At 41.2% G+C, this 22,827-nt stretch carries 19 protein-coding genes and 1 pseudogene; 13 read left to right on the top strand and 7 right to left on the bottom strand.

The window, feature by feature from the left end; all coding sequences use genetic code 11:
• The first annotated feature begins 30 nt into the window (after positions 1-30).
• The 12 genes from ftsW (at position 31) to V6C21_RS07045 (ending at position 14,572) form a co-directional block, all read left to right on the top strand.
• A complete protein-coding gene (gene ftsW / locus V6C21_RS07100) occupies positions 31-1,200 on the top strand; it encodes a putative lipid II flippase FtsW (protein ID WP_479268677.1) in 1,170 nt (389 codons plus the stop codon).
• Positions 1,201-1,405: 205 nt separating this feature from the next.
• Entirely contained in the window at positions 1,406-2,659 is a 1,254-nt protein-coding gene (murA, locus tag V6C21_RS07095; protein ID WP_034837060.1) for a UDP-N-acetylglucosamine 1-carboxyvinyltransferase, read from the top strand.
• A 38-nt stretch (positions 2,660-2,697) separates the two neighbouring features.
• Positions 2,698-3,471: a cell division protein FtsQ/DivIB gene (locus tag V6C21_RS07090; RefSeq protein ID WP_045085594.1), complete on the top strand. Its 774-nt coding sequence runs from the start codon at positions 2,698-2,700 to the stop codon at positions 3,469-3,471.
• A 173-nt stretch (positions 3,472-3,644) separates the two neighbouring features.
• Complete coding sequence (gene ftsZ / locus V6C21_RS07085) at positions 3,645-4,790, top strand: cell division protein FtsZ (RefSeq protein WP_034837066.1); 1,146 nt, start codon at positions 3,645-3,647, stop codon at positions 4,788-4,790.
• 157 nt (positions 4,791-4,947) lie between these two features.
• On the top strand, positions 4,948-5,715 hold the full coding sequence (locus tag V6C21_RS07080) for a transporter substrate-binding domain-containing protein (RefSeq protein ID WP_045085592.1): 768 nt from the start codon (positions 4,948-4,950) through the stop codon (positions 5,713-5,715).
• A 395-nt stretch (positions 5,716-6,110) separates the two neighbouring features.
• Entirely contained in the window at positions 6,111-7,034 is a 924-nt protein-coding gene (locus V6C21_RS07075) for a magnesium transporter CorA family protein (protein ID WP_479268676.1), read from the top strand.
• Between the two features lie 31 nt (positions 7,035-7,065).
• The gene (gene udp / locus V6C21_RS07070; protein WP_034837073.1) at positions 7,066-7,839 is read left to right on the top strand and encodes a uridine phosphorylase; all 774 of its coding nucleotides are present in this window, start codon (positions 7,066-7,068) and stop codon (positions 7,837-7,839) included.
• 379 nt (positions 7,840-8,218) lie between these two features.
• Positions 8,219-8,986 carry a 23S rRNA (guanosine(2251)-2'-O)-methyltransferase RlmB gene (gene rlmB, locus V6C21_RS07065; RefSeq protein ID WP_045085591.1) on the top strand — a complete coding sequence of 256 codons (768 nt, stop codon included), beginning with the start codon at positions 8,219-8,221 and terminating at the stop codon, positions 8,984-8,986.
• 19 nt (positions 8,987-9,005) lie between these two features.
• Entirely contained in the window at positions 9,006-11,078 is a 2,073-nt protein-coding gene (locus V6C21_RS07060; protein ID WP_479268675.1) for a hypothetical protein, read from the top strand.
• A gap of 65 nt (positions 11,079-11,143) precedes the next feature.
• Entirely contained in the window at positions 11,144-11,629 is a 486-nt protein-coding gene (locus V6C21_RS07055) for a gamma carbonic anhydrase family protein (protein WP_479268674.1), read from the top strand.
• 332 nt (positions 11,630-11,961) lie between these two features.
• Positions 11,962-12,639, top strand: coding sequence for a glycoside hydrolase family 113 (locus tag V6C21_RS07050; RefSeq protein WP_479268673.1), 678 nt, complete (start codon positions 11,962-11,964; stop codon positions 12,637-12,639).
• Between the two features lie 235 nt (positions 12,640-12,874).
• On the top strand, positions 12,875-14,572 hold the full coding sequence (locus tag V6C21_RS07045; RefSeq protein WP_479268672.1) for a hypothetical protein: 1,698 nt from the start codon (positions 12,875-12,877) through the stop codon (positions 14,570-14,572).
• A 69-nt stretch (positions 14,573-14,641) separates the two neighbouring features.
• On the opposite strand, the gene V6C21_RS07040 is transcribed toward V6C21_RS07045, so the two are convergent.
• The 3 genes from V6C21_RS07040 to V6C21_RS07030 all read right to left on the bottom strand — a co-directional run bounded on the left by V6C21_RS07040 (position 14,642) and on the right by V6C21_RS07030 (position 16,965).
• Positions 14,642-16,483 (bottom strand): thioredoxin domain-containing protein, encoded by a 1,842-nt coding sequence (locus V6C21_RS07040; protein ID WP_479268671.1) that lies wholly within the window; start codon positions 16,481-16,483, stop codon positions 14,642-14,644.
• A gap of 38 nt (positions 16,484-16,521) precedes the next feature.
• The gene (locus V6C21_RS07035; protein ID WP_479268670.1) at positions 16,522-16,686 is read right to left on the bottom strand and encodes a DUF255 domain-containing protein; all 165 of its coding nucleotides are present in this window, start codon (positions 16,684-16,686) and stop codon (positions 16,522-16,524) included.
• Positions 16,687-16,797: 111 nt separating this feature from the next.
• Positions 16,798-16,965: a hypothetical protein gene (locus V6C21_RS07030; RefSeq protein ID WP_479268669.1), complete on the bottom strand. Its 168-nt coding sequence runs from the start codon at positions 16,963-16,965 to the stop codon at positions 16,798-16,800.
• Between the two features lie 710 nt (positions 16,966-17,675).
• Between V6C21_RS07030 and V6C21_RS07025 the strand changes: the two genes are divergently transcribed.
• Positions 17,676-18,791: a hypothetical protein gene (locus V6C21_RS07025; RefSeq protein ID WP_479268668.1), complete on the top strand. Its 1,116-nt coding sequence runs from the start codon at positions 17,676-17,678 to the stop codon at positions 18,789-18,791.
• Between the two features lie 181 nt (positions 18,792-18,972).
• Here the strand turns inward: V6C21_RS07025 and V6C21_RS07020 are convergent.
• The 4 genes and pseudogenes from V6C21_RS07020 to V6C21_RS07005 all read right to left on the bottom strand — a co-directional run.
• A pseudogene (locus tag V6C21_RS07020) lies at positions 18,973-19,527 on the bottom strand (tyrosine-type recombinase/integrase); the annotation flags it as partial.
• A gap of 315 nt (positions 19,528-19,842) precedes the next feature.
• On the bottom strand, positions 19,843-20,529 hold the full coding sequence (locus V6C21_RS07015) for an A/G-specific adenine glycosylase (RefSeq protein ID WP_479268667.1): 687 nt from the start codon (positions 20,527-20,529) through the stop codon (positions 19,843-19,845).
• 16 nt (positions 20,530-20,545) lie between these two features.
• A complete protein-coding gene (locus V6C21_RS07010; RefSeq protein WP_479268666.1) occupies positions 20,546-21,565 on the bottom strand; it encodes a DNA cytosine methyltransferase in 1,020 nt (339 codons plus the stop codon).
• Positions 21,566-21,693: 128 nt separating this feature from the next.
• Entirely contained in the window at positions 21,694-22,827 is a 1,134-nt protein-coding gene (locus V6C21_RS07005) for a restriction endonuclease PLD domain-containing protein (RefSeq protein ID WP_034843219.1), read from the bottom strand.

Raw genomic sequence — 22,827 nt, 5'->3', positions numbered from 1 at the left:
ATATGCGCCGGAATGTTGGGAGGATTATTAGTGGCGACAGAGAGCAGAATGAGAGGCAGCAGCGTTGTAACCGCTAAAAAAAGGCGACTTATAAAAGGCGGATTTGACCTGCCGTTTTTCGTACTCGTCATGATTATCCTTATGCTCGGCCTTGTAATGATGTTTTCAGCAAGCTATGCTTATGCCTATTACAAAAAGGGGCAGGATAGTTTCTTCTTCATAAGAAAACAGGCGCTGTGGGCTGCAATGGGTTTAGTAATCATGATGGTTATGTCAAGGATTGATTACCATTGGCTGCACAAGTTAGCCTGGCCTGTAATGGGAATAAGCTATATTTTGCTTGCCGCCGTCCTCGTTCTACCCGCGCATAACGATAAAGGCATACATCGCTGGATATACATTGGCTCGCTGAATTTTCAGCCGTCAGAGATAGCGAAGTTCGCAGTCATCTTGTTATTCGCGCACCTTATATCAAAGAATTACAGCAAAATGAAAACGTTTAAATATGGGGTGCTGCCATTTATTTTGATACTCGGCAGCATTGCCGTATTAATGTTGAAAGAGCCGCATGTTTCCGGTACAGTCTTGATACTGCTCATCGGGTTCTCGCTTATGTTTATCGGGGGAACACCCTTCAAATGGTTTACCGGCGGTTTTGGGCTTGCAGGCGCCGCGGTTGCCGGCATCGTTATTTTTACCCATGCAATTGATTATGCTAAGGCAAGGCTAAAGTATTGGCTTGACCCATACAGCGACCCGACAGGCAACGGCTGGCAGACGCTTCAATCGCTTTACGGCATTGGATCCGGAGGACTTATGGGGCTTGGCCTCGGCAATTCAAGGCAAAAGTACCTCTATATATCCGAACCGCAAAACGACTTTGTGTTCGCTATTGTCTGCGAGGAACTTGGATTCATCGGCGCCACAATAGTAATTTTGTTGTTTATTCTCCTTCTTTGGCGCGGTTTTGTGATTGCGATGCGTGCACCGGATAAATTCGGGGCAATGCTTGCAGTGGGCCTTACCATTCAGGTCGGCGTACAAGCGCTTTTAAACATCGCCGTTGTTACGAACACCATACCGAATACAGGAATCAGCCTGCCGTTCTTCAGTTACGGAGGAACATCCCTCGTAATGCTGCTGTTTCAGATGGGAATAATCCTGTCGGTCTCGCGTTTTTCAAGTACAGAACAAACATAAAAAGATTTTTTTCGCTTTCTGTCTGGATACGGATTGGTGATAAAAATAAAATTCGATAAGATTTTGGCTGTAAGTTGAATAAGACAAAGGAAAGATGTTTAAGTTGATTAGAAGGATGTTTCGCTTTGAACATCGTACCTTTTTAAAGCATAGTATGGGATTGCAGGGGTATGAGCAACCCCGAGGCTTGAAAGGGTGCGTAACGATGTCAAGACTTATAGTGAACGGCGGCCGCCCATTGCATGGCGAGCTGCAAATTCAAGGCGCCAAAAATAGTGCATTGCCAATACTCATAGCGACGCTGCTGTGCCAGACTCCGAGCGTTTTACATAACTGTCCGGATTTATCTGATGTTGACGCTTCTTGCAGCATTTTAAAATATTTAGGGTGCAGCGTTAAAAAAAATGGCGAAAACATTGTAGTTAACCCGATTTCTGCCGATAAATATGATATACCGGATGAATTAATGCGCGAAATGAGGTCTTCAATCGTATTTCTGGGTGCGATTTGTGCCAAATTGGGCCGAGCAAGAATTTCGTTCCCCGGAGGATGCGAATTGGGGCCCCGTCCAATTGACTTGCATCTTTCCTCGCTGCGCCAGCTCGGCGTTGTCATTGAAGAGGACCACGGCTGGCTCAACTGCCATACAAACGGACGACTTCGCGGAACTAATATTGTGTTATCATTCCCCAGCGTTGGGGCAACTGAGAACATCATGCTTGCGTCTGTCACCGCAAAGGGGACTACTACTATTGTCAATGCGGCCCGCGAGCCGGAAATCGTCGACCTTGCCAACTTTCTCATAAAATGTGGAGCAAAAATCAAAGGTGCAGGGGAAAGCGTCATCACGATTGAGGGCGTTGATAAGATTTACGGCTGTGAATATACTGTTATACCCGACAGGATTGTTGCGGCCACATATATGGCAGCTGCGGCGATAACAGGCGGGGATTTGACGCTTAAGGGCATTAATGTCGAACACTTAAATCCGGTATTTCCAGCGTTCAGAGAGGCAGGCTGTATAGTAGAGACGTCGGGCAATATGCTGAGAATAAGCAGGATCGGAAAATTGTATCCAGTAAAGAATATCAGGACGATGCCCTATCCAGGCTTTCCGACTGACGCACAGGCACCTGTTATGGCTATGTCTACGCTGGCATGCGGAACAAGTGTATTCATTGAAAACATCTTTGAGAATCGCTATAAGCATACGTCTGAACTCAGGAGGCTCGGTGCCAATATTAAAGTCGAAGGCAAAGTTGCTATTGTCGAAGGCGTCAAAAAGCTTTACGGTGCACCGGTCGAGGCGACTGACCTGCGCGGCGGTGCTGCGCTTGTTGTAGCTGCGCTGGCGGCTGAGGGACAGACAGTGGTAACAGGCCTTAGGCATATTGACAGAGGCTATGCTTCAATTGAACGCGATTTGCAAAGTGTGGGGGCTGATATACACAGAGTCTGATTGCCTGAAAGGAGTAATTATGTTACAGGAGGTTAAGAATGCGGACTGAGCAGAACAAAAGACGGGCAGGCAAAAAGAAAAAAAGAAGGAGAAAACCTTCTAAGTTCGCATATTTTCTATTGCTTCTGGTGGTTTTGTTCGTTGCCCTTGCCGTTTGTTCCGCAATATTTCTGAAAGTGGAGACAGTAAAGATAACAGGTGAATCTCCGTACAGTGCCGATCAGATTAAAAACGTAAGCGGAATTACTAACGAGACAAATCTTTTGAGAATTGACAAGAATAAAGTGAACAAATCCATATGTACTTCGCTGCCTTATATAAAGGATGCAAAAGTAAAGCTCCGGCTGCCGACGACTGTTTTGATTGAGGTTACAAAAGACAAACCTTACTATGCAATCAACTTTAACAAACAATTTGTAATTGCGGATGAAGATTTGAAAGTACTTGAGCTTACAAGTGATAAATCGAAAACTGACAATTTGATATCAATAACCGGTGCGAATATATCTGACGTTCAACCGGGTCAAACAGTAAATTTTATTGACAACAACCAGCTGCAGCTGATAAAAGATCTATCGGCAGCGGTAAAAGAGGCGAAGATAGCAAAAGTAACCGCTTACAATATCGGTACAAGTTACCGGCTTTCTGTAGTTTACGACTCGAGGATTACCATAGTGGTTGGAACTCAGAATGAGGCAGCTCGGAAGCTAAAGGATGCCGCCGTAATTATAAATACTAAAATGCAGCCGACTGATAAGGGAAGTCTTGATGTGTCAGCGCAAAACAAGCGCTATACGTTTAGCCCCAGCTAAGTCTGCGGTGGCAAACTCGAGTATATATATGGTCAAAAAATATTAATTAAATATCAATATATTGAGCGGCACCATAAAAAAAGATAAAATACTTAGTAATAGTGGTGGATTATACTATTATTTCATGATATAATTATTAAAAGCTGCTCTATAACTTTGGGGAGGCAACGATAATGGCTTTTGAACTTGATAAAGATTTTGACAACATCGTTCAAATAAAAGTCGTAGGAGTAGGTGGCGGTGGAAACAACGCTGTCAACAGGATGATTAACTCCAACATAAAAGGTGTCGAGTTTATTGCGATAAATACGGACAAGCAGGCGCTTTCGCTTTCGCAGGCCACACATAAAATTGTGATAGGTGAAAAGCTGACAAAAGGCCAGGGTGCCGGAGCGAACCCTGAAAAGGGACAGCGTGCGGCAGAGGAAAGCAAGGAAGAAATTGCAGACGCGCTCAAGGGTACACATATGGTTTTCATAACCGCCGGAATGGGCGGCGGTACAGGAACAGGCGCGGCCCCGGTAATAGCATCGGTTGCCAAAGAGCTTGGAATACTTACTGTCGGTATTGTCACAAAACCATTCAAGTTTGAGGGTATCCGCCGTATGCAGCAGGCGGAAGCTGGTATCACAGCCCTTAGAGAACATGTTGATTCACTTGTTGTGATTCCAAACGAGCGCTTGAAGCTTGTTTCAGAACAGAGAATTACGCTCGCAAACGCTTTTGAAATAGCAGATGATGTCTTGAGGCAGGGCGTCCAGAGCATTTCAGATCTGATAAAAATGCCCGGTCTTGTAAATCTGGATTTCGCGGATATTACCGCTGTTATGAAGGATGCCGGTTATGCTCATATGGGTGTCGGCCGCGGAACTGGCAAGGATAAGGCTGAGGAAGCTGCCCGTATGGCAATTTCAAGCCCGCTTCTCGAAACATCAATAAAGGGCGCGCGCGGTGTAATTATTAATGTTATGTCTTCACCGGAAATTGGTCTTGATGAAGTCGAACTTGCTGCGTCAATGATAACTGACGAGGCAGACCCGAGTGCAACGATTATCTGGGGTACTACATTCAATGACCAACTCGGTGACGAAATGGTAGTTTCCGTTATCGCTACTGGTTTTGATACAGCTGAACAGCCAGAATCCCCAATTGTAAGAGCATCTTTCCAGCAGGCAAAGTCGGCGAGGGCAGCAGCAGCGGCGGCTGCACAGTCGGTGGACAAGCATACCTCGGCTTCATCTTCCCGCACCACAACGTCGCATTCGTCGACTGATGACGAATATTTCGACATCATGAGCATTTTCAACCGCAGAAAATAATCCATTTTACGATATGTCAAGGTGCAAAAGAATAGGATTTCCACTTAAAGGAAATCCTATTACTGCACCTTTTTTATTGAAATCGTAATCGGCCGCTCAAAGTGGGCGGTGTTAGCGGTAATTGTTTTAGATGAGCGGACAGCTCGGGAGTGGTGAGATGCGAAAGTATATAAAAAGCGTGTTTGCTGTTCTTACTGCGGCAATGATGGTTATTGCAAGCGGATGCAGCGGCCAGAAAACGGTGACAATCGGGATTGATTCCAATGCAAAGCCCTTGAGCTTTCGCGGGGAAGATGGAACGCCAGATGGATTTATAGTTGAGCTTTCCCGTGAGGCAGCAAGGCGCATGGGTGTCAGCGTCAAATTCAAGTATGTTAATATAGATGATAAATCCAAAGCTTTTAACAAGGACAACGTTGATGTGCTTTGGGGCAAAATTGAGGCTACCGATGAGAATAAAAAGAATATGCTTTTGACGAAAAATTATATGTCTGACCGTCAAATTCTGCTTGTCAATGCGGATTCGGTTATTGAAAGCACCTTGGATTTAAAGGACAGGCCGGTCGGCGCGGTAAAAAATTCTGACGCTGAAAAGGCGCTGCTTAATTCGTCTTTGATATCACAGGTAAAGGATTCTAAATGCGAAGAATTCAACGACCCGGTTTCGGCCTTTGCCGCCCTTGACAAATCGCGTATAGATGCGCTTGCGGTCGATCTGTCTTATGCAAGTAACTCCATGTCAGCCCATGCAGAGCAATACAGGATTTTGGATACCATTCTCGCAAACAAGCAATACTCCGTGGCTGTCAGGCGCAATGACGCCTTGCTGAGGGACAAGCTTGAAAAGGCACTCAGTGAGCTCAAGAAAGATGGAACAAGCAGCTCAATCTCCGCAAAATGGTTTGGAAGGGATTTGACCGAATAATTTGAATAAGAGAACTCCGTGAAAACGGGGTTCTTTTTTATATCATTAATATAATTAAACCAATTTAGATATAGTAACAGCAGCCGAATAATGAATTGTAAACTGGAATGCGGGCGAGAAAAACCGCGATAGATTTGAAAAATCGGCGATTAAGGAGCGGGATTAAACGAAAATGCTTGCAATAGACATTAATTGTGCTATAATAATGTGTGCGAATAAGCGGCGTAGTGCTGTTAATTTAATATTCGCAAACTGGGGTGAAAAAACCGTGGGCGACCCGGGTGGTAGTTATTGCAATAATCTATATTGCGAATGGAGCGCGCTGACGGCTGCTTTTTAACATGATTTGAAGCTTACTGGACTGCACGCTCCATTCTATGGGAGTGTGTGTCTTTATGATAGAATATTTCAAAACAGACGGCGATAAACTGTCACGCATTGAGGGGTTAGCGGAAAATTGTTGGGTGAATGTTGTTTCACCGAGCGAGCAGGAGCTTTTCCGCCTTTCAGCCGATACTGGCGTCAGAATTGACTATTTGCGTGCTGCTCTTGACGAGGAAGAGGCTTCGCGAATTGAAACAGGCGAAAACGGCACGATGATGCTTATTGGGGTGCCGTTAGCACAGCAGCGCGATAATATGGTGACGTATACGGTTGTCCCGATGAGTATAATACTTAACGGGCATTACATAATAACCGTATGTATAAAGCCCAATACAATAATATCGGATTTTTCAGAAGGCCTTATCAAAAATGTGCAGACAGCGCAGAGAACCAGATTTGTTCTGCAAATTCTTATGCGCATGGCGGCCCGTTATTTGCAGTACCTTCGTCAGATAAATAAGATTTCGAGTTATATAGAAAACCAGCTTTACGGAACGCCGCGCAGCAAGGAATTGGTGCAGCTTTTTGGGCTTGGCAAATCGCTTGTTTATTTTTCTGCGGCGCTTAAGGCAAACGAAATCACCCTTGAAAAGGTACTTCGCGGAAGGGTGATAAGGCTAACAAACGATGAACATGAATTGCTTGAGGATGTGCTAATTGAGGTAAAACAGGCTGTCGAGATGTCGGGCATCTATTCGCGTATACTGAACGCTACAATTGACGCCTTTTCCACAGTCAGGGCGAATAATCTCAATCATATGCTCAAGCTGCTCATTTCGGTCGTTATTGTAATATCTATTCCGATAATCGTTTTCCTGTTTTACGGTATGAATGTTACAGGGCTGCCGAAAGCCAGCTTTCTTTTCCCGCTTTTGCTGTCTGCGGCAGGTATGATAGTTGCGGGCGCAGTATTGCACCATAAGAAGATGTTTTAAATAACCTGACATATAAAGGGGATGGGTTGCTTTGAAAGAGCGCATTTACCATCTTGGAATCGATGAAAGCTGCGCTGCGAAATATGCAATTTTGCCAGGTGACCCCGGCAGGGTTGAAAAAATCGCGTCTTATCTTGATAATCCGCGCAAGGTTGCGCAAAACCGCGAGTTCACCACCTTTGCCGGCGAGCTGTGCGGCCAAAATGTGCTTGTGACATCTACCGGGATTGGCGGGCCGTCAGCTTCCATAGCGATGGAGGAGCTTGTGGCTCTCGGCACAGATACGTTTATACGTGTCGGCACATGCGGCGGCATGCAGAAAAAGGTCTTGGGCGGCGACCTTATTATTCCGACAGGTGCAATCCGCATGGAAGGCACTTCAAAGGAATATATACCTATTGAATTTCCTGCCGTTCCGTCATTTGATGTCACTTCAGCCCTTGTTTCGGCGGCAAAGCGGCTTAATCTGAGTTTCCACACTGGTGTTGTTCAGAGCAAGGATTCGTTTTACGGCCAGCACGAGCCGTCGAGAATGCCCGTCGGGCCGGAACTGGAATATAAATGGCGCGCATGGATTAAAGCCGGCTGCCTTGCGAGCGAAATGGAGTGTGCGGCATTGTTTACCGTCGCCGCTTGCCTTGGCGTAAGGGCAGGAGCAGTGCTGTCCTGCATTTGGAACCAGGAGCGGGCTGCCGCAGGGCTTGACAATCCAAACGTACTTGACACTTCATCGGCAATAAAGACCGCCGTCGAAGCGATGAAAGCGATTATTAAAGCTGATAATGAAACCGATAATGCAGAATAACATTAAAAAGGCTGTTGCATCAACAGCCTTTTTTAAGTGTTACGCTGTGTCTTAAACTATTGTTGATAATAAATTATAAATTAAAGGACAAGTTTAGACTTGTCCTTTTTACGACTTAATTTGCATATAATTAAGCAATGTATTTTTCCTATATTTCTTAAATTTTTTTCTGGATTAAGATGAACAACTTTGAAAAAATTGACCTGCCAATACTTTCGATAAAAAGACTGGTTTCAACTAAAAATGCGGCGGCTCTTGCTTTATAAACAAAATAAAATCGCCAATAAGCCAAGTTAATCGTCAAATTAGTAATAGCGGCGTTTAATTTGGGGAAACTTTATGATATAATAAACATAAATAACAGTTGATGGGGTAAACAATGTATTCTGATAAAAGAGATAAACACAATGATGATGTCATAGCAGGCAGAAACGCAGTATATGAAGCGCTAAAATCCGGAAGGCCGGTTGACAGCGTTCTTATAGCAAAAGGAAATACCGGAGGGCCAGTTGGAAGGATAGTGTCACTCTGCAGGGAAAAAGGTGTGACTATAAAGGATGTCAGTCCGGCAAAGCTGGACGCTTTGTGTGCGGGCCTTAACCATCAAGGCGTTGCCGCGATTGCCGCAGCGCATGAGTATTCGACGGTCGAAGACATCTTAAAGCGTGCAGAGAAAAAGAAAGAGCCTCCGTTTATTATAATAGCCGATGAGATAAACGACCCGCATAACCTTGGCGCGATAATAAGGACTGCCGAGGCTGCCGGGGCGCACGGCATAATAATACCCAAGAGGGGAGCGGTTGGGCTGACGGCGGCTGTCGGTAAGGCTTCATGCGGCGCGCTTGAATATATGCCGGTTGCCCGCGTGTCCAATCTGGTATCGACGGTTGAAGAACTTAAGAAAATGAACATATGGATATACGGGGCGGAAATGTCAGGACAACCGTATTATCAAACCGATTTTTCAGGGGCATGCGCCCTTGTGATTGGTTCAGAGGGTTTTGGCATTTCAAGGCTTTTACGGGAAAAGTGTGATTTTCTTGTCTCGCTGCCGATGCGCGGCAAAATCGAATCGCTTAATGCATCGGTTGCTGCAGGAATTTTGATGTATGAGATTGTAAGGCGCAGAGAAAGCGCATTAAAGTAATACAATTGGAGCGGATATTATGTATGATGTTCATGACAAATCAGGTGAAACAAACAGCCAGGGCAGAATGCAACAGGCTGTTGAGGAATGGTCAAATTCAGCCCAGAGAGAAAAGGTCTCGAGGCTGTCACAAAAGATAAAGGAAAATACGAATAAAAAAATCAACTCTGAAGATACAAAACCCGCCAGCAGGGAAATTTACAGCTCTTCAGAGCGGGAAAGAATGATGGCTGGGCGTACTTCAAATACGGCAGCCAACGAATTACATAAAGATAATCCCAAAGATGTAAACGCTAAGAAACGTTTCAGCATTGAGCTGAATGAGGAGACGGAAGATGAAGAGATCACGTTTCCCATCAAAAAACAGCAGGACCCAAATATCCAAAGCGATGAATTGGACGAAATTCAAGCCGATCAGGACGATTTTTTGAAGTCGCTAAAGGTGCGTTTCTCTTTTAGCATAGTTCTGACGCTTTTTCTTATAGCTGCAACTGTCTTTGCGGCTTATGCCCCTTCATTTTTTACAATGGACATAGTAGCTTATGGTTACATAATTTTGAATCTTATTCTACTGCTTGCAGTTGGCTTATTAAGTTTTTCCGCTTCGGTTAAAGGAATAGCTTCGCTGTTTACTTTTAAACCTGACGCGGACAGCATTATTTCTTTGTCTTTCTATGCGGCATTGATAGGGAATATCTATTCTCTTTGCGACTTTGTGATGAGTTCCCAGTTGCCTACAGTCGCTTCCGTAAGCGCTGTCTACTCTTCATGCGCCGCGGCAGGAATAAGCTTTAACCTTCTTGCCAAGATATTTTATGTATCCAGGGTGCGTAATAACCTTAAGCTATTGAAAACTATAGATACTGCATATGCTGCTTACCCAGTATCCGACGATGTTGCCGAGAGGGTAATCCCAACCTTTGACGGCACGCCGTCAATTATCAGTCTTGCAAAAACGGATTCACTCACGGATTTTCTTGAAAAATCCTATGAACCGTCTCCTTCTGATATTGCAGCAAAGGCATTTGCTCCAATTTCACTTGCGGTAGCTCTTATAACAACAATTGTATTTGCGCTCACAAAGGACGTTAGCAGTGCAGTGATTGCATTTTGCTCAATCTGCAGCATATCGAGTCCGCTCATGTTTGAATTTGGAGTATCCGTTCCGTTTTATAAGGCATGCAAACGGCTTGCAAAGCACAACTGCCTGCTTACGGGATGCAAGGATGTTGCAACTTTCGGCGGCGCTGACGCGATTGTCGCTGACGGAAGCTTCATTTTCCCGGGCAAAGGCACGAAGATTATTGGTGTTAAGACTTTCCATAAAGAAAAAATAGAAGAAGCTGTGCTTTATGCCACAAGTATTGCTGAGGCCGGAAAAAGCCCTCTTGCAAGTGCGTTTTTGGACATATTCGCTGATGTAGGAATAGGCAGAAAACTGCTGAAAAAGGTTGACAGGATTGTTTTTGAGGACAATAAGGGCTTATATGCGGTAATAGATGACAACGATGTTCTGCTCGGGAACAGGCAGCTTATGCACAAGCACATGGTTGACACGCCTTCGCGCGATTACGAGATGAGATATACAATAAACGGCAGGGATGTGACTTATCTTGCCATTAACGGACAGGTTCGCGCAATCTTTATAGTTATGTATGGCATTGATGATGAAACCGGTTATCAGCTTTGCAAACTTGGCAGCAACGGCGTCCGGGTGCTTATTGAAACGAGCGACCCGAATATTACGCCGGAGCTTTTGGAACAAAAGTGCGGGCTTAATTCCGATGATGTCACTGTACTCGAATCGCGTGAAATGAGGTTGCTTGAGGACAATAGGGTTTATGGCCCAGTTGAAGCCGGCATAGCGGTAAAGGATATGGCGGGTTATTCGGAATCAATTAATGCATGCGTAAAACTCAAGGGTACATTTTGGGCTAATACGCTTCTCCAGATTGCCCTCGCTGTATTGGGAATGTTGTTTGCGGTTATCTTAGAGTATTTTGGAAATACGGTTACAGCAGCTTTCGTGCTCACTTATCAGTTTATATGCGCAGTTCCGGTTTTGCTTATAAGCCTGTTAAGGCGCAGCTGAAGCAAATAAATACACATTAATCCGCAGACAATAAAATATAAGGACTGTTCAAGGGGGGGATGCGAATGGATATGCCGGACATTTCCGAAAGCGCTTTTATTGCTCCGGGCGCTCAGGTTATTGGAAATGTTAAAATTGGCAAAAAAGCAAGCGTATGGCATAATGCCGTAATAAGGGGCGATATGGCTCACATTGAAATCGGGGATGGCTCCAACATCCAGGATAACTGCACACTTCACTGTGATGAAGGGGTCCCTCTTGTTGTGGGCAAAAATGTTACAGTTGGGCACAATGCGGTGCTTCATAGCTGTAATATCGGTGACGGCACGCTTATAGGCATAGGTGCTGTCGTTTTGAGTGGTGCAAAGATTGGAAAAGGCTGCTTGATTGCTGCCGGCAGTGTTGTAACGCCCGGGACCGAAGTGCTTGACGGCAGAATGTATATGGGCGTTCCCGCCAAGTTCAAACGCATTCTCAACAAGGATGAACAGCTCAGACTCATTGCCAACGCTGATGAATACAAAAATTTAGCAGATAAGTATAAAGAATAGATTACGTTTTAAAACACTCCTGTTTTGGTACGGTCCTAAAGGACACCATAACAGGGGTGTTTTATTGATTTATAGGCCTATGACTACTTATTAAATTGCGGCAAAATCCAATATTCTATAGGTTGTAGAAATAGGATAAAAATCTCAAACCAATCTAATATTACAAATAAAAACATAATATGTAACAACAAAAAGTTGGAGAATAAGACCAAATTCGACAAATTTTGCGGTACCTGTGGGTTATAATTATTTGCGACCGAATAATATGTGACAGCGATCAGATTGTTCCGTGTAAATCCAAAATTAAAGACATTGCGAAGGGGATGCTATTTATGATGGCGAGTAGTATTGATTTCCCGTTTGTCAAATGCGTTGATTTGTGCCTGTGCGCTCAAAAAGGTGATTTCGCGAGTCGTGACACTTTTGAGAAGCTGGACACGGTATTTGAAGGTGATGATCGTGACACTATTATTCTTCCTGTGACAGCGTGGCAAGAAAATGTTCTGTCGACTGATATCGTTTATTCTACTGCGCGAACCCCAGGAGACTGGGAAATTGAAAACATGATTGACTACATTCACAAAAAAGGATTTAGGGTTTTGTTCAAACCAATGCTCAAATTAAACGACGGAAAAAGCTGTGAAGAAATCGATTTCTCCGGCAGTGCAGAGTCCGAGGCATTATGGGACAAATGGTTCAAAAACTATGCAAAATTCATTTTTAAAATGGCCGGGCTTGCTCAAAGAACCGGATGCTCGTTCTTCTCAGTTGGCTCAAGGTTTTCTCAGTCTGAAAACCGCGAAAAGCAATGGCGCTGGCTAATTGATTCAGTCAGGAATATCTTTTCAGGCTACATAACATACGAAATTCCCGCTGACAGAGAAGAAAATTTGCCATGGCTGGACGCTTTGGATTTCTTATCGGTGCATATCAATAATACGCCCGCGCAGTTTGAGAGAATAAAGCGGCTGGCTTCAGAATATAACAAGCCGTATGTTCTCTATAATTGAATGAAGAGGTATTTTTTTACATATATTGTATAGCTGCTTAACAGACGATGTTAAGCAGCTTATTTTTATCCATAATATAATTATTTATCTTGAAAGAGGGATGCAGTTTTCCAATGGAATATTTGAGTAAACCATTCAAAAGAGAAAAAACCGTGATAAAATAAAAATGAACAGATGTTCCCTAATGATAATGGACAAGTGAGATAAAAACCTTTTTAATTGGGGGTGCACTGCTATGAGTTATAAAAATTACAGCGTTGCGGTATACTGCCGGGTAGATGACCTTGTAAAAATTGATGATCTGGAGGAGTTTGACAGACAGTTTGACTTCATCTCCCGGAACATCGCGGTGAGCAAAGTCTATCTTGAAACATTTCGCGGCGGACGGATTATTGACAAGGAGAAAATGCTCAGACTCAAGGCTTTCTTCAACGACAAAGGCTTTAAGACATCCGGCGGCATAACCTTGGAAAAGGATAGGGGAGACGTCGGTTTTAACGGCTTCTGTTATACTAAAAAAGAAGACCGCAGGAAGGTAATAGAACTTGTCGAGTTTACCGCCGGCATGTTTGACGAGATCATTTTGGACGATTTTTATTTTACCAACTGCAAGTGTGACGAATGTATAAAGGCAAAGGGCGATATGGGCTGGGCCGAGTACCGCCTCAAAATTAAGCGGGAGTTTTCCAAAGAACTTGTTGCCGCAGCGAAAAAGGTCAACCCCAGTGTTAAATTGATAATTAAATATCCCAACTGGTACGAGCATTACCAAGATTGCGGATATAATCTTGAAGACGAATCGGCCATCTTTGATTCAATCTACACAGGTACTGAAACGCGAAATCCCCAGTATACCCAGCAGCACCTTCCCAAGTACCTCAGTTACTTTATAATGAGGTATCTCGAAAATGTAAAGCCTGGAAAAAACATGGGCGGCTGGTTTGACCCGTATGAATGTACCTATAACCTGACGTCTTACGCTGACCAAACCTATTTGACATTGTTCGGAAAGGCGAGGGAAACGAGCGTATTCTGCCTCGGTTCGCTGCTTGACAGGGACTATTCACTTTGCGTACCATTGCTCGGGAAACTGTACGAGAATATGGATAAGGTCATGGGCAAACTCGGCAATCCTGTCGGTACGGCGTGCTATCTCCCATATCACAGCAAAGGCGAGAACTATCTGCACAACTATATCGGCATGGCGGGCATACCGCTGGAACCGTATCCATACTATCCCAAAGATGCGAAAACCATATTCCTGACAGAGGGAGCGGCGTGTGACAGTAAAATAATAGATAAAATTGAAGAAAGCTTAAAATCAGGCGCCGATGTAATCGTCACATCCGGCTTTTTAGGCAAGATGCAGGACAAAGGCTTTTCGAGCTTTACAAGCGCGTGGCTCACTGACCGCAAGGCCTGCGTAAATAGGTACGCATACTCGCTTAACGGCACAACATTCAGCGGAACTGCCGAAGCAGCTCAAAAGGTTCTGCTGCCGCAGGTCGAATTCTCCACCAACGAGACATGGGAGCTTGCAGGCGCGTTTGGCGAAGAAAACAGCTTCCCGATACTGCTTAAGACAACGGTCAGCCGCGGCAATCTGTATATTCTCACGATCCCTGACGATTTCGGCGAAATTTATCACTACCCGCGGGAAATACTAAAAATGATACGCTCTGTATTCTTGAAAAAATCGCCTGTAATGCTCGACGTAAAAAGCAAAGTAACGCTGTATACATATGATAACGATACGTTTGTATTGCGTTCATTCCTGCCTCATGTTGAGCCTGTGGATTTAATCGTCAAAAAGCCAAATGCAAAACTCTTTGACCTCGAAACTGGCGAGATTAGGGACGGCGTAACAATGAATAGTGAAACCGTTTTCAAACTATCCTTGCCGCCGTCAGTCAATAGATTTCATAAAATTTGATAAAATCAGATAAACCTATTATCGGGTTGAAAAAAGGAACTGCCAAAGTTATTTTAGCAGTTCCTTTTCCTATACCTCATCGCTATCCAAAAGCAGTTTTTTAAACTCATCCACGTCGGACACGGGCTGTTTGCAGGTGCCGCCGCTGCAAAGATAGGCCGCAGCCTTTCCGTTTTCCGATTTATAATCCTTTAAGAAAGGTGCAAGTTCATCCATCTGTTCATATCCCATCCCGCAGACAGCAGTGACGGTAAAGGGTGAGAATGAGGGCAGGCAACTTAGAAGCTCATCCAATCCTTGCCCGTTCACAAAGACTATCTCACGCCCGCGTGCCTTGAAAAACAAGTCAGCGCAGAGCGCTCCGCAGCATGAGGACGGGTATGCGTTTATCTCCTTTGCCATCGCTTCGAGCACTGCCTCGGCCCTGCGTTCGTATTCGGGTTTTGCGCAGATCCTCGAAAGACGCGCAAGGTTAAATGCTGCGACAGAATTGCCGCACGGGATAGCGCCGTCGTGCAGATTCTTTTGGCGGAACGGCATGTCGCTGACGTCTTTCCCAGTCATAAAATATCCGCCGTTTTCATCGTCCCAGAAAAGCCGGTTCATATCGTCAGTGTATTTCAGCGCCAGCGCAAGCCAGCCTGAATAATGCTCGGCTTCGTAAAGCTCGATAAGCCCCCAGATGAAATAGGCGTAATCGTCCGACGTCGCCGGAATATCTGCCGCACCGTCCCTCCAATAGCTCAGAAGCCGGCCGTCTTTTATTAAGTTATTGCAAATAAAAGACGTGCTGCGGCTTGCATAATCCAAATACTTGGACTCTCCCATTATCCTGCCTGCTTCCGCGAGAGCGGCGGACATAAGCCCGTTTATCGACGTCATGATTTTATCGTCGGTGGCGGGCAGAATACGCTGTTGCCTGTAATTGAGCAGCATCTTGTTTGCGTCAACGGCAAACCTTTTGTCATCGTCCGAAAGTGATACGCCGATGAGGTTTGGAATGTTTTTGCCCTCAAAATTTCCTTGCCGTGTTATGTTGTAGAGTCTGCAGTATCTTTCACCGTCTTTATCTCCCAGTACTTTTGAGATTTCCTTCGGGGTAAAAACGTAGTATTTGCCTTCAACACCTTCGCTGTCCGCGTCAATCGCTGTATAAAATCCGCCGTCAGGGTGAAGCATGTCCCTTACACAGAAATCAACGACTTCTCTGACGGTATCAAAGTATTTTTTGTCGATAAGCGCGCCGGCTTCGGAATATGCCATGATGTGGAGCGCATTGTCATACATCATCTTTTCAAAGTGAGGTACAAGCCATTTGTTGTCAGTGGAATAACGGCAGAACCCGCCGCCGACATGGTCAAATATGCCGCCGGCTCTCATTGAATCGAGCGTCTTTTTGACATAATCAAAAGCGTTGCTGTCATCATTTATTAGGCCGTAGCGCAGCAAAAACAGTATATTGTGAAGTGTGGGGAACTTCGGCGCGTGACCAAAACCACCGTATTCCGGATCAAAGCTGCCGGAAAGCTGACCATAGGCGATACTGCTGCAGTTTTCGTTGCGCTTTGATTTTTTCGGCTGACTGCTGATGTGAGCGGCTATGGTTTCAGAATCCTCGAGAATATCTTTTCTTTTCGACTTCCAAATGTCAGATATATATTTTAATATGGTGATAAATCCGGTTCCGTACCGACCATCGTTTTTTGGGAAATAGGTTCCCACCATAAAAGGCTTTTTGTCAGGGGTCAAAAAGCAGGAAAGGGGCCAGCCGCCTGAACCGTTCAGCGCGACACAAGCATCCATATAAAAGTTGTCGATGTCCGGTCTCTCTTCTCGGTCAACCTTTATGCTGACGAAATTGCTGTTGAGTATATCTGCAACTTCTTCGTCCTCAAAGGATTCACGCTCCATGACGTGGCACCAATGACAAGTGCGTCATTAACAGCAATTTAACTATACCCAATAGATAGGAAGACTGGCTTGTCTTCTTTTCGTGCCCGGGAGAAAGCCTCCTCGCCCCACGGATACCAATTGACTGGGTTGAAGGCATGTTGAAGCAGATAGGGTGACTTCTCATGCACTAATCTATTGGGTATTCGCTTTTTCGCTGTCATGGCACCACCTCCTTATTAACTAAAAATATTTTTATAAATAATATATCCAAATCAATTAAATTTAAAAGGGCTATCGCATACTCGGTAGCCCTTTTTTGGGGTAGTTGTTTTTTATGCTGTTTTTTCTATAGCACTGTTCAATTTCGTAATAGTGCCATCCTTGGCACTATAAGTGTCCTCTGTAGTAGTTATTTTAGTATAAACTACCCGGCTTAAATTGGACAGTGCCAACTGCGATGGTTTATTAAGTTCTTTTACAATAAATTTGATTTTTGCCATCGAGTTGCACCTCCAATTTTTGTGTTTTACAACCTATTTATAGCATAACACATATTTTTTTGGAGGTTTCTGCTCCAGAGTATAGATTGGTGAGTAAGAGAACTTTATATTTTTATAAATGTTTAAAAACTTTTTCTACATTTTTATAAAAGATCAAAAAAGTTTTATGTTGTCTTACCCATTTGCAAAAAATCATAAAGTACAAAGGGTTGCATATTGCAACCCCTTATTTTTTGGCTAACTCCTTAAAAGCATCTTTGTTCTGTTTTATAATTGTATTCATTAATTTTTCAATTTTATTCTGCTGTCCTTTTTGTGTTTTTTCTTTTTTATTTTCACTCAAAATTATCTCCCCTCATTTTTCTTTTATAAATAAATATTCCAAAAAGATTTCCTATCAAGAGAGAGAGAACCGTTTCTTAGTATATTAAATCAAATAAAATAGTTTCTAACACTTATAAAATGTTTTATCTATGTTTCTATATCAAAAGCATACAAATTAAATCCGTTTCTGATATTATATTCTTTTTATACTATCTATTTAGAGGAGCGATTCTAAAATCGCATTAGTTTGTAAACCTTTAAAGTCTAACAATAATTTTAAACCTTGGAATTAAAAATTTTTCGCCTAAAAATTTGAATTCTTATATTTGCCATGTAAAATGACCTCCAACTCCCTTGGAAAGGTTTCAGGGAAAGGAGGTGAGTACATGGCATCTGTATCTGTGGATTCGCTTCGCGCATATACTTATGCATATATTGATATAAATTATCTTCTGGAAAATGAATGGAGAAAATGGGTCAATAAAAAAGATGGTACTACTTCATATTTTAAAAAGAACGGACATCTTCTATTTTGGTATTTTCCAAAAGGAATACTTTTAATTAAATTTTCTGTTCCCAAATTTTACTATGGAACAAATGCCAAGCCTTATAACCTTGATAATGCAGATTTAATTATAAAACTAATTGACCACAAAATTAAAATACTCTTTCCAAATACAGATATTTCTTCCTTTCAAAATTGGATATGTACAGAAATTCATCCATTCGTCCACTATTATATGGATAATGAAAAGGATAAAATAACCTATTTAGAGTGTCTTAAAAAAATGCAGTATCTTAGGTTAAAAAAACATATTTTTTCAACAGGCATACAGGCGAGAAACGGAAGTTATGCTTTAAATATCTATTCTAAATTTGATGAAATAAAGTCTAGGGCTATTAGTAAACCGTCTTCCGTGTCAGATGCAGACTTTGCTATGCTAAGTAAAGTGAAGAATGTTTTGCGATTTGAATACCAAGTAAAAAAGGCATATTTAAGGCGCAACTATAAAAATAACAGGACAATAAAAGATGTCTTAACAAAACAGTTTTGCGAAAACTTGCTTTGGGATGCAATTAAAAAGGCTAATCTCAATAATCATTTCCTATATAAAAACGAACTGATACAAAAAATTGAAAATGAGTTTGGAAAAATAAAAGCCAGCAACCTTATAGAATTTGTTAATGACTATAATGAGATGCCTAAAGATTTTATAGATGCGAAATACCCACAAAAAACCCAAAACAATTATATAAGAATATTAAAGGAAAAAACTATTAACCCTGTTTACCTTCCAAATAAAGTTAGCGAAAAAATAGATTTTAGTAATTTTAGCGAACCAGACAAAGTAAATTTTAAATTTCTTCTTATTAAATTGTTAATTATAATTAATTTGATAAAAAAATATCTTATACAGCAAATAAATAATGATGTAAAGTATTTAACAGCATCTTCAGTATTTAGTCCTCCAGCATTCTTTTTTGAAGATGGCGGAGGATAGGGCGTAAGACTTTATATATATATCATACGAAAAATTAATCCCTATTCAACCAATAACCAAAAAATTAAACTCTCCACTTCTATAACCAGTAACCTTTAACACGTGTTAAATCAATTTAATACAAACGATAAAAGGTCATGTGTATTAGCAAATACATATGGCCTATTCGTGCTTGTACTTCTTATACAAGCATGCTGTGTTTTTCTAGTTTTTTCAGCATCATTTTTTGCTGTTGGGTAGTAAACTGAAAATAGCATAAAGTAGAGTTTACAGATTTATGTCCTAGCCAGAATTGAACTTCTTTTATATCAAGGCCAGATTCTGCCAAATGTACTGCAGTAGAGTGCTTCAAACAGTGAAAATGCCACTTGTTTTCATCTTTTATATTCGCCATTTTGCAGTAATGCTTCATTAAATAGTCTAATGTTTTTCTGGATATAGGTTTCTGTTCTTGGCTTTCAAAAAGTATTTTCGATTCTTCTTTTATCCCATATTCTTTTATATACCTATTCAGAACTTGAGCAGTTTTTTTGTCTAGGGCAATTGTAGTATTCCAACTGCCCTTTAAACGCTTACAGTATAATTCTCCTTTGGATTTATTGTAGTATTCTAATTTTAATAGTCCAACCTCTGTCGCACGAAGTCCACATCGATATGCTACTCTAAATATACACAAGTTGCGGAGTGCATGCCTATCACCAGAATTTTTAATTGCGTTAAATAATCTCTTTAACTCATTATGTCCAACCTTAAGTCACTTCACAAGCCTTGGTATTTCTACATTTACAAGAATCATTACTAAAACCAAACAGAATGTTGGACATTACTCAGCAATTTATAAGCAGTATAAGTAGCGACCATTTCCTTTTTAATAGATGCTTCTAAACATAATATAGCGCATAGTGTCCAAGTTGTAAGGTCCTTTTTTACAAATAGTTAAGTTCACAGAGATAAAGAGAAATGATTTTAATTCATTTCTCTTTATCTCTGCTTCTATAACATATAATATTTATAATAATTCTTTTTTCGCATTGAATGCGGTGTTTACATTTTATTTATTGATAGGGTTTTTGCTATTATCTGATGTAATGTTATTTAAATTATAACAGCACATATCATAAATCAAGCAGTTACTGCACATCGGTTTTCTTGACCTGCATACTACTGCAGCGAAATCTAAAAGTCCATAATTATAATCAACATAATTATCCTCTGGAATAAGCATTTGGGCAAACTCCCATACTTTTTTATCTGTATGCGGACGTTTGCTGGAAGATTTAAAGCCAAAAAATCTGTCAAACACTCTAATCACATTTGTGTCTACAATAGCATAAGGCTTATTATAGCCAAAACACAAAATTGCATTGCCTGTATAATTTCCAATGCCTTTAATGGCTAATAATTCTTCCCTTTTGTCTGGAATCATCCCCTCATACATTTCAATAATTTGTCTTGATATACTGATAATCCTATCTGCTCTGTAAAACAACCCTAAGTCTTTAAATAAATCTTTAAGAAATATTATGTCTGCATCAGCAAGTTCCAAAACGGATTTATATTTTTTTACTATAGTATTATAAGGATTTATAACTTTTTCAACGTTTGTCTGCTGTAAGAGTATTTCTGAAACTAAAACCTTATATGCATCAAAGGTATACCTCCAAGGAAATGTTCTGCCATTCTTCGAATACCAATCTAAAATATATTTTTGAAATTTTCCAATTGCTTTGTATTTCATACAAATCTCATCCTAACTACAAAGCAATCGCTGTACTATCTAAACCTTCTGGCTTATGTGCATGTTTGCTTTCACTATCCCATTCTCTCATGATTGAAATCATATTTGACGCAATTCTTTCTACAACTGGTACCGTAACAGAGTTGCCTGCCTGCTTATACAACTGTGCATCACTTACATTTTCGGGAATTTTAAAACTTTCTGGAAAACCCTGAAACAGCAGGCATTCTCTTGGTGTAAGTTTTCTTATTCCATATTTATCCCTAATTAACGGAACATTATGCCCCCCAGTACCCATATTAGCAGTCAGTGTAGGACATACTTTGCTTTTATTTTCTCTTACATATACTCTTCTCAACTGGTATATTGTATCTTCTTTATTCATGCTCTCATTAAGCATATCATAATATTTTAAACTGCGGTCATAGTAGTATTTATCGTCTTGTTTAACTTCTTTATTGACAATATCATCTATAGTCTTTGTAAGCGGAATGGGGTCTGGAAAATAAAATCTATTACATTCTTCTTTATTTATAAACCCGACTATATAGATGCGCTCTCTGTTTTGAGGCACGTTTCCATACTCCATAGAGTTCATAACCTGATACCTTATATGATAGCCTGCTTCTTTTAAAGCATCATATATAATTCTAAATGTTTTCCCGCTGTCATGGGACACAAGATTCTTTACATTCTCTATAAAAAACGCCCTTGGCTTTTTTCCTTCAAGTATGCGCAGTGTTTCAAAAAACAAATGGCCTCTTTCATCTTTAAATCCTTTTTGATATCCTGCAATACTGAATGCCTGACATGGAAAACCTGATGTAAGAATATCGAAATCAGGTATATCCTCTACACTAATATCTCGGATGTCCCCTTCAACAAGATAATCACTTCCAAAATTCTCTCTATATGTAGTACAAGCAAATTTATCAATTTCGTTAGCCCATACAATATCTGCACCTGCTCTTTTAAATCCTAAACAAATTCCACCAATACCTGCAAACATACTTGCTACTTTATAATTTCTTGTCATATAACCACTCCCTGTACTGATAGCCTTTTCTTTTGTATTTAGTATAGCACAACTTTTAAAAAAAGCAGCACGCCGCTGCATATTTTTATAAAAAAGTCCTAGCAGTAGGACTTATTTTAAAAATATTATTATTTATTTTCTTCATAGAAATTATCATACGAACCAATTTCAGTAAAGTTTATTGAATATAAATTCTCATTTTCTTTATATACTACTACAGAATCTAACCCCAGTTCTTCTAGTCTGCTGTATGTAAGAAGTTCTCCTTCTCTTAAATTCATTACAGTTCTCAACAGCCACTTGCCTAGCGCCAAATTTGGATTTGACATTAGGGCTTTTCCCCCATCTTGGCAAACCTTGGCGCTGAGAACCTCACCATTGGGAAGAAGCAAATTAAATGGCTGTTCTCTCGGCGGAAAAAAGTTAGGAAATTTTTTGTGAATCCAAGCAGGTATTGGTATGTATATTTCATTAGGGTCTCTTGGTCTGCCTTTTGCATTCCACTGATTTAAGCCACTTCTTTCTGGTACGTGTCTGCCACCCCTATCAGAAAACAACGGCAGAAAAACATGTTCTTTTTCTTTTATTATTGGAGCAAATCTCAGTTTGCCGGCAGATTCTTTAAAGAGATTTCTTAATACCTCAAAAGGATTCTCAATTATATTTACATCAATATCTAAAAGAACATTTTCAGTAATAAATCTCTTATAAAGAGTGCTTTTTGATAAATTAAAACTGTACTCATTTTTCCCATCTTCAAAAGCAATAATGTTTTTCGTTCCAGCATTTATGTTTTTTATTCCTTTTATATCGATTTCATCCATCGGGCATTCAAAAACTTTAATTTTGCCTTCTTCTCTTACTACACAGTGGTATATCAGTTCATCCAGTCCGTGAATTCTTTTAGTTGCTCTAATTCTTTCATTTCTTAAATTAGATACTATTTGAACTATCTCTTTAGGTGTTTTCCCTCTGAATAAACTGCTGTCTCTATTAAACTCAGCAATCTTTTGAAGTGTTCTGCCATTTCCATTTAAAAAAGTTTTTATTCCTATTCCTATTCTGTCTTTAGAGGCATCTGCCGAGCAGTCGGACCTTGATAAATTTTCCGCTCCGAATGCCAAACAGAAAATATTTTCTACTTCCCTATAACCGAGGTATGGAATTGAACTTTCACTTGAAAGTCTTGACATTGCCCCTACTGCATACAGCATCTCTCTGTACAACTGCTTGTTTTCGCTTTTTTGTAGTTCCAAAAACAA

The organism is [Clostridium] cellulosi, assembly GCF_036762875.1.
GTDB classification, from domain to species: Bacteria; Bacillota; Clostridia; order Oscillospirales; family Ethanoligenentaceae; genus Ruminiclostridium_D; species Ruminiclostridium_D cellulosi.
The sequence above is the reverse complement of the archived record's forward strand: the minus strand, read 5'-3'. Positions and strand labels throughout refer to the sequence as shown.